The organism is Pseudolysinimonas sp. 10J20-29 (assembly GCF_055809595.1).
The window spans coordinates 1,204,037-1,216,571 of record NZ_CM147917.1; the positions used below are offsets into that span (position 1 = coordinate 1,204,037).

14 protein-coding genes are annotated in these 12,535 nt (G+C 71.9%); all 14 read left to right on the forward strand.

Going from position 1 to position 12,535, the window contains the following annotated elements; genetic code table 11:
* The first annotated feature begins 1 nt into the window (after position 1).
* The 14 genes from coaBC to AC0L6Y_RS05930 all read left to right on the forward strand — a co-directional run bounded on the left by coaBC (position 2) and on the right by AC0L6Y_RS05930 (position 12,535).
* Positions 2-1,192 carry a bifunctional phosphopantothenoylcysteine decarboxylase/phosphopantothenate--cysteine ligase CoaBC gene (gene coaBC, locus AC0L6Y_RS05865; RefSeq protein WP_473557629.1) on the forward strand — a complete coding sequence of 397 codons (1,191 nt, stop codon included), beginning with the start codon at positions 2-4 and terminating at the stop codon, positions 1,190-1,192.
* A 118-nt stretch (positions 1,193-1,310) separates the two neighbouring features.
* Positions 1,311-2,447, forward strand: coding sequence for a methionine adenosyltransferase (metK, locus tag AC0L6Y_RS05870; RefSeq protein ID WP_473558295.1), 1,137 nt, complete (start codon positions 1,311-1,313; stop codon positions 2,445-2,447).
* A gap of 13 nt (positions 2,448-2,460) precedes the next feature.
* Positions 2,461-4,413: a primosomal protein N' family DNA-binding protein gene (locus AC0L6Y_RS05875; protein WP_473557635.1), complete on the forward strand. Its 1,953-nt coding sequence runs from the start codon at positions 2,461-2,463 to the stop codon at positions 4,411-4,413.
* A 28-nt stretch (positions 4,414-4,441) separates the two neighbouring features.
* Positions 4,442-5,371 carry a methionyl-tRNA formyltransferase gene (fmt, locus tag AC0L6Y_RS05880; RefSeq protein WP_473557639.1) on the forward strand — a complete coding sequence of 310 codons (930 nt, stop codon included), beginning with the start codon at positions 4,442-4,444 and terminating at the stop codon, positions 5,369-5,371.
* Positions 5,368-6,774 (forward strand): RsmB/NOP family class I SAM-dependent RNA methyltransferase, encoded by a 1,407-nt coding sequence (locus tag AC0L6Y_RS05885; protein WP_473557645.1) that lies wholly within the window; start codon positions 5,368-5,370, stop codon positions 6,772-6,774. The genes fmt and AC0L6Y_RS05885 overlap by 4 nt, the downstream gene beginning before the upstream one ends.
* A complete protein-coding gene (gene rpe / locus AC0L6Y_RS05890) occupies positions 6,771-7,436 on the forward strand; it encodes a ribulose-phosphate 3-epimerase (protein WP_473557650.1) in 666 nt (221 codons plus the stop codon). Before AC0L6Y_RS05885 ends, rpe begins: the two co-directional genes overlap by 4 nt.
* A 12-nt stretch (positions 7,437-7,448) precedes the next feature.
* Complete coding sequence (locus AC0L6Y_RS05895; protein WP_473557655.1) at positions 7,449-7,817, forward strand: FKBP-type peptidyl-prolyl cis-trans isomerase; 369 nt, start codon at positions 7,449-7,451, stop codon at positions 7,815-7,817.
* 27 nt (positions 7,818-7,844) lie between these two features.
* Complete coding sequence (locus AC0L6Y_RS05900) at positions 7,845-8,108, forward strand: phosphoribosyl-ATP diphosphatase (protein ID WP_473557659.1); 264 nt, start codon at positions 7,845-7,847, stop codon at positions 8,106-8,108.
* A gap of 42 nt (positions 8,109-8,150) precedes the next feature.
* Complete coding sequence (hisG, locus tag AC0L6Y_RS05905) at positions 8,151-8,990, forward strand: ATP phosphoribosyltransferase (protein WP_473557664.1); 840 nt, start codon at positions 8,151-8,153, stop codon at positions 8,988-8,990.
* 37 nt (positions 8,991-9,027) lie between these two features.
* Positions 9,028-9,789, forward strand: coding sequence for an imidazole glycerol phosphate synthase subunit HisF (gene hisF / locus AC0L6Y_RS05910; RefSeq protein WP_473557670.1), 762 nt, complete (start codon positions 9,028-9,030; stop codon positions 9,787-9,789).
* Entirely contained in the window at positions 9,786-10,157 is a 372-nt protein-coding gene (gene hisI / locus AC0L6Y_RS05915; RefSeq protein WP_473557676.1) for a phosphoribosyl-AMP cyclohydrolase, read from the forward strand. Before hisF ends, hisI begins: the two co-directional genes overlap by 4 nt.
* Entirely contained in the window at positions 10,154-11,677 is a 1,524-nt protein-coding gene (locus AC0L6Y_RS05920) for an anthranilate synthase component I (RefSeq protein WP_473557682.1), read from the forward strand. Before hisI ends, AC0L6Y_RS05920 begins: the two co-directional genes overlap by 4 nt.
* Positions 11,677-12,276, forward strand: coding sequence for a Trp biosynthesis-associated membrane protein (locus AC0L6Y_RS05925; protein WP_473558302.1), 600 nt, complete (start codon positions 11,677-11,679; stop codon positions 12,274-12,276). The genes AC0L6Y_RS05920 and AC0L6Y_RS05925 overlap by 1 nt, the downstream gene beginning before the upstream one ends.
* A gap of 28 nt (positions 12,277-12,304) precedes the next feature.
* Positions 12,305-12,535, forward strand: a complete 231-nt coding sequence (locus AC0L6Y_RS05930; RefSeq protein WP_473557689.1) for a DUF6704 family protein — start codon at positions 12,305-12,307, stop codon at positions 12,533-12,535.

Below are 12,535 nucleotides of genomic sequence, written 5' to 3' on the forward strand. Positions count from 1 at the left end.
GATGAGGATCGTCGTCGGGATCACCGGCGGCATCGCCGCATACAAAGCGGTGAATGTCGTGCGCGCCTTCGTGCTCGCCGGCCACGACGTCCAGGTCGTCGCGACAGAAGCGGCGCTGCGCTTCGTGGGTCGCCCGACCCTCGAGGCGATCAGCCGCAACCCTGTCCACTCCGAGCTCTACGAGGGCGTCGCCGAGGTGCGCCACGTCGCACTCGGCCAGCGCGCCGACCTCATCGTGATCGCGCCGGCGACCGCGAACACGCTCGCCAAGCTCGCGCACGGTCTCGCCGACGATCTGCTCGGCAACACGGTGCTGGCGAGCACCGCGCCGCTCGTGGTCGCCCCGGCGATGCACACCGAGATGTGGCAGCACCCGGCCACCGTCGCCAACGTAGCGACGCTGCGCGCGCGCGGCGTCACGGTCATCGGCCCGGCCTCGGGCCAGCTCACCGGCGCCGACTCCGGCCCGGGCCGCATGTCGGAGCCGGACAACATCGTCGACGGGGCGCTGGCGGTGCTCGGCCCCCGCGACCTGGTCGGCCATCACGTGCTGGTGACGGCGGGCGGCACACGGGAGCCCCTCGACCCGGTTCGGTTCCTCGGCAACCGGTCCAGCGGCAAGCAGGGCGTGGCGATCGCGCGCGCCGCCGCGGCCCGCGGTGCCGAGGTCACCCTGATCGCGGCCCACACCGATCCGGGAGTGCTCGAGGGCGCCCTGAGCGGTGTCGAGGTCGTGCGCGTCGAGACGGCACGCGAACTCGGCGAGGCTGCCCACTGCGCTGCCGAGTCGGCGAGCGTCGTGGTGATGGCCGCGGCCGTCGCGGACTACCGCCCCGACGCCGTCTCCGACCAGAAGATCAAGAAGGAGACGCAGGGCGACACGCTCGAGCTGCGGCTCGTGAAGAACCCCGACATCCTGCGGGAGCTCGTGGAGGCGCGTCGCCCCGGGCAGCTGATCATCGGCTTCGCGGCCGAGACCGAGACCGATCGCGATGCTCTGATCGAGCTGGGACGCCGCAAGGCGGAGCGCAAGGGCACCGACTTCCTGGTGGTGAACGCGGTCGGCTGGAGCGAGGGCTTCTCGCAGGACGACAACGCGATCCTGGTGCTGGATTCGTCGGGGTCTATCGTGGAGGAGGCCTCCGGCAGCAAGGCGTCGGTGGCCCACCGTATCCTGGATCTCACGCGCTGATCTTCGGGTCAGCGCTGATCCCCGCCCCTCGACCGACAGGCCGACCGTGACTTCTTCCTCCTCGTCCTCGCTGCGACTGTTCACCTCCGAGTCGGTGACGGAGGGCCACCCCGACAAGATGTGCGACCAGATCAGCGACGCCATCCTCGACGCGCTGCTCACCGACGACTCGTCGGCGCGCGTCGCCGTCGAGACCCTCGTCACGACCGGACTCGTCCACGTCGCGGGCGAGGTGTCGACGCACGGCTACGTCGACATCCCCGGCATCGTGCGCAAGACGATCACCGACATCGGCTATGACTCCTCCGACGTCTGGTTCGATGGGCGCTCGTGCGGGGTGTCGATCTCGATCGGCGAGCAGTCGCCCGACATCGCCGGAGGCGTCAACACCGCTCTCGAGGTCCGCGAGCACGCGAGCGTCGACGAGCTCGACCGGCAGGGCGCGGGCGACCAGGGAATCATGTTCGGCTACGCCGTGCGTGAGACGCCCAGCCTGATGCCGCTGCCGATCTGGCTCGCGCACCGGATGTCCGAGCGGCTCTCCCAGGTGCGCCACGAGGGCATCGTCGACTACCTGCGTCCCGACGGCAAGACGCAGGTCACCGTCGGCTACGAGAACGGCGTGCCGACGTCGATCGAGACGGTCGTCCTCTCGACCCAGCACGCCCCCGAGGTCACGCTCGCCACGCTGCGAGCCGAGATCGAGGAGCTCGTCGTCCGGCCCGTTCTGGATGCGGTCGAGCTGCCGTCGAGCGAGGCGCGCATGCTGATCAACCCCTCCGGCAAGTTCGAGATCGGCGGACCGCACGGCGACGCCGGCCTCACCGGGCGCAAGATCATCGTCGACACCTACGGCGGCGCAGCACGCCACGGCGGCGGCGCCTTCAGCGGCAAGGACCCGTCCAAGGTCGACCGCTCGGCCGCCTACGCGATGCGCTGGGTGGCGAAGAACGCGGTGGCCGCCGGGCTCGCCGACAAGCTCGAGATCCAGGTCGCCTACGCGATTGGGGCCGCCGCGCCGGTCGGGCTGTACGTCGAGTCGTTCGGAACGGCGCACGTGCCCGAGGAGCACATCATCGAGGCGATCCGCGAGGTGTTCGACCTGCGCCCCGCCGCGATCGTGCGCGACCTGCAGCTGATGCGCCCCATCTACGCGAAGACGGCGTCGTACGGCCACTTCGGCCGCGAGCTGCCCGACTTCACCTGGGAGCGCACCGATCGCGTCGACGACCTTCGCGCCGCGGCCGGTCTCTGAGGAAGCGAGCGGTGTGAGGATCGCCCGGGTTCTCGTCGACTCGCCGCTCCCGCAGCTGGATCGGCTGCTCGACTACCGCATTCCGGAGCTCGTTGAGGGCGTCGAGCCGGGGCAGCGCGTCTCGGTGCCGCTGCGCAGCGCCGGACGTCTCGCCACCGGCTTCGTGGTCGAGATCACGCAGCAGCGGGAGTACCCCGGTCCGCTGAGCGATGTCGCGGCGGTGGTCTCGCCGGTGCGCGTGCTCGCGCCCGAGGTGTGGAACCTCGCCCGCGCCGTCGCGGATCGTGCGGCCGGGTCGGCCAACGACGTGCTCCGTCTGGCGATCCCCAAGCGCCAGGCGCGCGTGGAGAAGACCTGGTTGGCGCGCGAGTCGGATGCCGCCGTGGCTCCCTTCGAAGCGCCGACCGTCACCGACTACGCGCCCGCGGAGCTGGAGACAGCACTCGCGGATCGCCGGCGGATCGCGCTCGGCGTGCGACCGGGCGTGACGCGCACCGAGAACGGGCAGTGGGTCGGCCGCTGGGCGCGCACGCTCGGCCAGCTCGCGGCCCGCACCCTCGCCGCGGGCGAGTCGGCGATCATCGTCGTGCCCGATCACCGCGACCAGGAGCAGCTCGCGGCGGTGCTCGCCGAACTGGTGCCGCCCGAGGCCCTGGTGCGCGCGGATGCCCGGCAGAGCGACCCGGAGCGCTACCGCGGGCTGCTGCGGGCCCTCGAACCGGCCCCCGCCATCATCGTCGGCAGCCGTTCGGCGATCTACGCGCCCGCGTCGAAGCTCGGCCTCATCGCGGTCTGGAACGACGGCGACCCGCTGCTCGGCGAGCCGCTCGCGCCCTACGTCCATGCCCGCGACGCCGCACTCGTGCGGCAGGAGCAGCAGCGCTGCGCCCTCGTGCTCGCCGGACACACGCGCTCCACCGAGGTGCAGCGACTGGTCGAGGTGGGCTGGCTCGGCGAGATCGCGCCGGAGCGGCCCCGGCATCCGCGGGTCGTCCCGACCGCGAACATGGCGGCGAACGACGGTCTCGCCGCCCAGGCGCGTATTCCGTCGTTCGCATGGAAGCAGGCGCGCGCGGCGCTCGAGGAGGGGCCAGTGCTCGTGCAGGTCGCCCGGCCCGGCTACGCCCCGGGGCTGCGGTGCCAGGACTGCGGCACGGCGGCCCGCTGCCGCGCCTGCGCGGGCCCGCTGCGCGAGCGTTCCGCCGGAGCGGTGCCGTCGTGCACCTGGTGCGGCGCGCTGGAGACCTCGTGGCGCTGCCCGAACTGCGAATCCACCCGTCTGCGCCGCAGCGGCGTCGGCGCGGGTCGGACGGCCGACGAGCTCGGGCGCGCCTTCCCGGGCGTGCGGATCATCATCGCCGACGGCGAGCGCACCGTACTCGACGTGGACGAGCGCCCCACCCTGGTGATCGCGACGCGCGGCGCCGAGCCGATCGCCGCCGGCGGCTACCGGGCCGTGCTCCTGCTCGACGGCGAGCGGATGATCGCGCGCGAGAGCCTGCGCGTCGCGGAGGACTGCGCCCGCTGGTGGGCCGACGCTGCGGCGCTGGCCGCCGACGACGGCGTGGTGGTGCTCGTCGGGGTCGGCGGAGCCCTCGCCTCGGCGATGGTGACCTGGCGCTTCGACACGCTCGCCTCCGCCGAGCTCTCGGACCGTCGCGACCTGCGTTTCCCGCCCGCCGTGCGGATGGCGACGCTCGACGGATTCCCCGATGTCGTGGCCGCGGCGGTGGCGGAGCTGCCCCCGACCGTCAACGTGCTCGGCGTCACCGAGCACGACGGCCGCAGTCGCGCGCTGCTGCGGTTCGACTACGCCGCGGGCGCCACCGCCGCCCAGGCGGTGCGCGCCGAGATCATCCGCCACGCGACACGCCGACGGAAGCCCGTCCCCGGCAGCCCGCGACGGGGCCGTCAGCCCTTGCCGCTGCGGGCGCGCTTCGACGACCCGGAGCCTTTCGAGGAATAGCTCGGCCGCGTGCTGAGAGAATGGTCGAATGCCCGTTCCGCTCCGCCTCATCTTCGCCGGTAGCCCGGCCGCCGCCGTGCCCAGCCTGGAGGCGCTCATCGCGGGCCCGCACGACGTGGTCGCGGTCGTCACCCGGGAGGATTCGCCCCAGGGGCGCAAGCGGGTGCTGACGCCGACCCCCGTCGCCGAACTCGCCGAGCGAGTGGGCATCCCGGTGATCCGCGCGAACCGGCTGGGCCCGGTGACCGAGCAGCTCACGGCCCTCGACGCCGATCTCGGCGTCATCGTCGCCTACGGCGGCCTGATCCGCGAGCCGCTGCTTCACGCCCCGCGACACGGCTGGATCAACCTCCACTTCTCGCTGCTGCCGAAGTGGCGCGGCGCGGCGCCGGTCCAGCGCGCGATCATGGCCGGTGACACCACCACCGGCACCGCGGTCTTCCAGCTCGTCGAGGACCTCGACGCGGGACCGGTGTTCGCCGTCGACGAGGTGCCGATCATGCCGCTGCAGACCGCCGGGCACGTGCTCGAGGCGCTCGCGCTCTCCGGCGCCCGCCAGCTCGCGGCCGTCGTCAACGACATCGCCTCCGGACGCGCACAGGCGACGGAGCAGACCGGCGAGCCGAGCGCCGCGCCCAAGCTCCGCCTCGAGGACGGCCGCATCGACTGGAATCGCCCCGCCGACCTCGTGAGCGCGCACATCCGCGGCGTCACCCCGGAGCCGGGCGCCTTCACCGAGATCGGCGGCGACCGGCTCAAGGTGCTTGAGATCGCCCCGGCTCGCGACGCGGTCCGGTTCGCCCCCGGTGAGCTCGCCAGCGTCGACTCCGCCGTCCTCGCGGGCACGGCGACGGATCCGATCGAGCTCGTCCGCATCCAGCCCGCCGGCAAGAAGCCCATGCGCGCCGCCGACTGGTGGCGCGGGCGCCCCGTCGACGCCGAGGCGGTGGCCTCATGACCGAGACTCGCACCGGCGCGAAGCGCCCCCGTCCCACCCGCGCGTCCAGCTCCCGCCGCGTCGCCTACGACGTCATCGCGGCGGTGCGCGAGAGCGACGCCTACGCGAACCTGCTGCTGCCGGTGCGCCTCGCCGAGGCGGGCCTCGACGCCGCGGACTCGGCGCTGGCGACCGAATTGACCTACGGCACCCTTCGCGGCCTCGGCCGCTACGACCGGGTGATCGAGATCGCCGCGGGCCGTCCGACGCACAAGATCGACGCCGAGGTGCTCGACGTGCTGCGGCTCGGCGTCCACCAGCTGCTCTCGACGCGCATCCCGCCGCACGCCGCGGTGGACGAAGCGGTGCAGCTGACCGTCGCTCTCGGTCGACGATCGGCGAGCGGATTCGTCAACGGGGTGCTGCGCTCGATCGCTCGGAAGCCGGCGGAGGAGTGGTTCGCCGACACGCTCGACGGGCTCACCGGCGACGCGCGGCTCGCGATGGAGCACGCGCACCCGCGCTGGATCGTCGAGGCCTTCCGAGCGGCGCTCGGCGCCGAGGACCGCGCCGACGAGCTCGACGAGCTCCTGCACGCCGACAATCTGCCGCCCGCCGTCAGCCTGGTGGCGCTGCCGGGCCTTGCCGAACCGGCCGAGGTCGGGCGCGCCGGGGGAGTCTCTCCGGTCGCGGTCCGCTCACCGGGGGGCGATCCGCGCTCCGTGCCGCTCGTCGCGAGCGGACGGGTGCGCGTGCAGGACGAGGGCTCGCAGCTGGCGGCCCTGGCCCTCACCCGGGCCCGACCGGTGCGCGCGGGGGAGCGCTGGCTCGACCTGTGCGCCGGTCCCGGCGGCAAGGCCGCGCTGCTCGCCGCCGAGGCGATCCGGGGAGACGCCGAACTCGTCGCGAACGAACTGGTTCCGGCGCGCGCGGGGCTCGTCCGCAACGCCCTGAGCGTGTTCGACGCGCCGCCCATCGTTCTCGAGGGCGACGGCACCCGCTTTGGCTCCGGCAGCGGCGCGGAGGCCCCGGGACGCTACGACCGGATCCTGCTCGACGCGCCCTGCACCGGACTCGGCGCCCTGCGCCGCCGGCCGGAGGCCCGCTGGCGCAAGCAGCGCAGCGACGTCGCCGAACTCGCACCGCTGCAGTCGGGCCTCCTGGACGCCGCGATCGCCGCGCTCGCACCCGGCGGCCTGATCGCCTACGTGACCTGCTCGCCGCACCTCGCGGAGACGCGCGACACGGTTGCGGCGGCGCTCGAGCGGCACCCCGCGCTCCGCGTCGTCGACACCCCTGCCGTGGTGTCCCAGATCGCCACGAGCGAGCTGGAGCTGCCCCCGGGGCCCGCCGTGCAGCTCTGGCCGCACCGCCACGGCACCGACGCGATGTTCATCCAGCTTCTGACTACGCTCGAATCGTGAGCGTGCGCATCCAGCCGAGCATCCTGTCGGCCGACTTCGTCAACCTGCAGTCCGAGATCGAGCGGATCGGCGCCGCGGACGGCGTCCATGTGGATGTCATGGACAACCATTTCGTGCCGAACCTGACGTTCGGACCGCAGATGGTGGGCCGCATCCAAGACGTCTCGGCGCTGCCGCTCGACGTGCACCTGATGATCACCGACGTCGATCGCTGGGCGCCCAGCTATGCGGAGCTCGGCTGCTTCTCGGTCACCTTCCACGCCGAGGCGACCGAGAACCCGGTGCCCCTCGCGCGCCGGATCCGGGAGATCGGCTCGCGCGTCGGCCTCGCGCTGAAGCCCGGAACGGCGATCGAGCCCTACCTGGAGCTGCTGCCCGAGTTCGATCAGATCCTCGTGATGACCGTCGAGCCCGGCTTCGGCGGACAGAGCTTCATGGCCGACATGATGCCGAAGCTGCGGCTGCTGCGCGCCGAGGCGGATCGCACCGGCTCCGAGGTCTGGCTGCAGGTCGACGGCGGGATCGCCCTCGACACGATCGGCATCGCCGCCGAGGCGGGCGCCGACACCTTCGTCGCCGGGTCGAGCGTCTACGGCTCCGCCGACGTCGAGAGCGCGATCGAGGAGCTGCGCGCCGCGGCCACGGGACATTCGCACGTCTGATTGACTGGTCTCATGAGCAACAAGACGAAGCCCGAGATCGAACCGACCCTCGGCGATGCGCCCACCGAACTCGTGATCACCGACCTCGAGGTGGGTGACGGCGCGGAGGCCACGCCCGGCGCGAACGTCAACGTCCACTATGTCGGCGTCGACTTCGAGACCGGCGAGCAGTTCGACGCCAGCTGGGACCGCGGCGCCTCGATCCAGTTCCCCCTGAACGGCCTCATCAAGGGCTGGCAGGACGGCATCCCCGGCATGAAGGTGGGCGGCCGTCGGCAGCTCATCTGCCCGCCGCAGTACGCCTACGGTCCCGCGGGCGGCGGCCACCGGCTCTCCGGCCGCACCCTCGTCTTCGTGATCGACCTCCTCGCCGTCGGATAAGGCTCCGCGCGCCGGTACCCTGGAGGCGTGAAGACTTTCGATTCGCTCTACGCGGAACTCGCCGAGAAGGCCGCGACCCGCCCCGCCGGTTCGGGAACGGTCGCGGAACTCGACGCCGGTGTCCACGCGATCGGCAAGAAGATCGTGGAGGAGGCCGCCGAGGTCTGGATGGCCGCCGAGTACCAGAGCGACGTCGAGACCGCGGAAGAGATTTCGCAGCTCCTGTACCACCTTCAGGTGCTCATGCTCGCCAAGGGCCTGAGCCTCGAGGACGTCTACCGACATCTGTGAGCGTCGCCTTGACCGTCACGTTCACCACCAGAAAGCAGAATCATGCTGAGAATCGCGGTGCCCAATAAGGGATCGCTCTCGGAGACCGCCGTCGAGATGCTTCGCGAGGCGGGCTACGCCACGCGACGCGACCCCAAAGAGCTCATCGTCGCCGACCCGCGCAACAACGTCGAGTTCTTCTATCTGCGCCCGCGCGACATCGCGACGTACGTCGGCTCCGGCGCGCTGGATGTCGGCATCACCGGTCGCGACCTGCTGCTCGACTCCGAGTCGCCGGCCATCGAGATCGACGAGCTCGACTTCGGCGCCTCCACGTTCCGGTTCGCCGGGCCGATGGGCCGTTTCACCGAGCTGAAGGACCTCTCCGGGCTGCGCGTGGCCACCAGCTACGACGCGCTGGTGCGCGACTTCCTCGCCTCGCACAACGTCGAGGTCAATGTCGTCCGCCTGGACGGCGCCGTGGAGTCGGCGGTGCGCCTCGGCGTCGCCGATGCGGTGGCCGACGTGGTGGAGACCGGCTCGACGCTCAAGAAGCAGGGCCTGGAGATCTTCGGCCCGGTGATCCTGAAGTCGCAGGCGGTGCTGATCGCCGCCCAGGACGACACCGCGGGCCTGCAGACGCTGCGCCGTCGCATCCAGGGCGTCATGGTCGCCCACCAGTACGTGCTGATGGACTACGACCTGCCCGCGGAGCTCGTGGAGCAGGCCTCGAACATCACCCCCGGCTTCGAGTCCCCGACCGTCTCGCCGCTGCGCGACACCGGCTGGGTCGCCGTGCGCGTCATGGTGCCTCGCGCCGAGACGAACCACGTCATGGACGAGCTCTACAGCCTGGGCGCGCGCGCCATCCTGGTCAGCTCCATCCACGCCGCACGGATCTGACGATGGCCGACGCTGTGAGTCTCGGCGAGGTGACCCGGTGAGCGTCGCCACCCGCGTGATCCCGTGCCTCGACGTGGCCGCCGGCCGCGTTGTCAAGGGCGTGAACTTCCTCAACCTGCGCGATGCCGGCGACCCGGTCGAGCTGGCCAAGCGCTACTACGAGCAGGGCGCCGACGAGGTGACCTTCCTCGACGTCACCGCGACGGTCGAGGACCGCGCCACGATGTACGAGACGGTCACCGCGACCGCCGAGCAGGTCTTCATTCCGCTGACGGTCGGCGGCGGGGTCCGCTCCGCCGACGACGTCGGCCGACTGCTCGGCTTCGGCGCCGACAAGGTCGGCGTGAACAGCGCCGCGATCGCCCGGCCCGAGCTGCTCGGCGAGATCGCCGATCGTTTCGGCGCGCAGGTGCTGGTGCTCTCCCTCGACGTGAAGCGCAGCGAGCGCACCCCGAGCGGCTTCGTCGTCACCACCCACGGCGGACGCACCGAGACCGACCTCGACGCGCTCGCCTGGGCGCGAGAGGCGATCGAGCGCGGCGCGGGGGAGCTGCTGGTCAACTCGATCGACGCCGATGGCACCAAGCAGGGCTTCGATCTCGAGATGGTCGCCGCGATGCGCGAGCTGAGCACCGTGCCGGTGATCGCCAGCGGGGGAGCCGGGGCGCTCGAGCACTTCGCGCCGGCGATCCAGGCGGGCGCGGATGCGGTGCTCGCCGCCTCCGTCTTCCACAACGCCGAGCTCACCGTGGGCCAGGTCAAGGACGCGCTGCGCGCAGAGGGAGTGATGGTGCGATGAGCACGCTGGATGCGAGCACCGTCGGCGAGGTCGTGGCACGAGCCCGCTTCGACGCGCAGGGTCTGCTCCCCGCCGTGGTGCAGCAGCACGACACGCGCGAGGTGCTGATGCTCGGCTACATGAACGCCGAGGCGCTGCGCCGCACGCTCATCGAAGGCCGCGTCACCTACTGGTCGCGCAGCCGTCAGGAGTACTGGCGCAAGGGCGACACCAGCGGCCACATCCAACTGGTGCGCGGCGCCGCGCTCGACTGCGACGGCGACACGCTGCTGCTCCAGGTCGAGCAGGTGGGCCCTGCGTGCCACACCGGCGAGCACGCCTGCTTCGACGTCGACCCGCTCGAGCCCGTCCTCGGAGAGACCGAATGACCACCACCACGCGCGCCGACTTCGACGGCTCGATCGCCGCGGGGCACCGCGTTGTTCCCGTCCTGCGCCGCCTCTTCGCCGACGGCGAGACGCCGGTCGGCGTCTATCGCAAGCTCGCGGAGGGCCGGCCGGGGACCTTCCTGCTGGAGTCCGCCGAGCAGGGCGGAATCTGGTCGCGCTACTCCTTCGTCGGCGTCGGCTCGCTCGGCGTGCTGACCCAGGAGGGCGACCGCGCCGTCTGGCTCGACTACGGGCTCTCGGCCGAGCGCGCGCTCGGCGACGACGCGCCCGACGGTCCGCTGGACGCCCTCGCGCATCTGTACTCGCGCTGGTCGACGCCGCACGTCGTGGATCAGCCACCGCTGACCGGCGGCCTCGTCGGCTTCGTCGGCTGGGAGGCGATCCGGCAGCTGGAGCGGCTCCCGAACCAGCCTCCCGCCGACTACGTCGTGCCGGGGCAGGCGCTGAGCTTCGTCTCCGAGCTCGTCGTGCTCGATCACCGCACCGGCACGGCGACGCTGATCGCGACCGCGCTCAACGACGGGGTCGAGACCCCCGACGAGCTGTGGAGCGCCGCCCAGGAGCGCCTCGACGCGCTGCAGTCGGGCCTGGCAGCACCCACCGAGGCCTGGATCGGCGACGTCGACCTCAGCGTCGAGCCTGCGCCGATCGCCCGCGTTCCGGAGCAGGACTTCCTCGACGCGGTGGAGCGCTCCAAGGAGTACATCCGCGACGGCGACGTGTTCCAGGTGGTCATCTCGCAGCGCTTCGATCACGAGATCACGGCGACGCCGCTCGAGGTCTACCGGGTGCTGCGCATCCTCAACCCGAGCCCGTACATGTACCTGCTGGCGCTCGAGTCGCCCGCCGGCGAGTCGTACTCGGTGGTCGGGAGCTCGCCCGAGGCGCTCGTGAAGGTGAAGGACGGCCGCGCCTTCACGCACCCGATCGCCGGATCTCGTCCGCGCGGCGACACGCCCGAGCACGATGGCGAGCTCGCCGACGAGCTGCTGGCGGATCCGAAGGAGCAGGCCGAGCACCTGATGCTCGTCGACCTGGCGCGCAACGACCTGTCGAAGGTGTGCGTCGCCGGCTCGGTCAATGTGACGGAGTTCATGCAGGTGGAGCGCTTCAGCCACATCATGCACCTCGTCTCGAGCGTCGAAGGCGACCTGCGCCCGGGTGCGACCGCGATCGACGCGTTCCGCGCGACGTTCCCCGCGGGCACCCTCTCCGGCGCTCCGAAGCCCCGCGCGCTCGAGATCATCGATGAGCTGGAGGTCGCGCAGCGCGGCGTCTACGGCGGTGTCGTCGGATACTTCGGCCTCGCCGGCGACGCGGATCTCGCGATCGCGATCCGCACCGCGACGATCGCCGGGGGACTCGCCCGCGTTCAGGCGGGAGCGGGCCTGGTGGCGGACTCCGACCCGGCCAGCGAGCACCTCGAGGCGCAGAACAAGGCGGCGGCGCCGCTGCGCGCCGTGGCGATCGCGAACGCCCTGCGCCGCGTCACCTCGTGATGACGCGTCCCAAGTCGCTTCTGCTGACCGTGATCGCCCTCGCGGGCTCGGCGCTCCTGCTCGCCTGGTCGCAGGACTGGTTCCTCGTGACGCTGGCGGGCGCGGCGCACCCGGTCGGCGGCGATGTCGCGGCGGGGGCCGTCGCGGCGCTCGCCCTGACCGCCTTCGCGCTGGTCGCCGCCCTCGCCCTCGCCGGGCCGGTCTTCCGCGTCGTGCTGGGAGCCCTGACGGCGCTTGTGGGCGGCACAGTCGTGCTGGTGGCGCTGTTCGTGCTCGCCGAGCCGATCGTCGCAGTCTCGCCGTACCTCAGCGAGCAGTCCGGCATCTCCGGCCTCGACTCGCTCACCGAGCTCGTCGAGGGGATCGCTGCGACCGCCTGGCCGTGGGTCTCGGTCGGCGTCGGCGCGATTCTCGCACTCGCGGGGGCCGCCGTGATCGTCACCTCGGCGCACTGGCCAAGCTCGGGCCGCCGATTCTCGCGCGAACCGTTCGAGGCGGCGGACGGCGGCAGCGCCATCGAACGAATGGGACGCCCTGAGCCACGGCGACGACCCCACCGATCCGCACGATCCGCGCCGCGACGACCGCTAGACTCGTGACGCCGACACACCTTGAAGGAGCATCGCTGTGAGCAACGAACACGAGACGGGTCACGGACACTCGGTCGCCGCCTGGACTTCGGTTGTGGTGATGCTCATCGCGATCACCGGAGGAACGATCGCGTTCTGGTTCGCCATCGTGTGGCTGGTTTGGGCGTTCGCCGGCCTGCTGCTGGTCGGTGCGCTCCTCTGGGGGCTCCTGAACAAGCTCGGCTTCGGCGAGAAGGTTCACGAGTCCATCGAGAAGGTGCACTCCTAG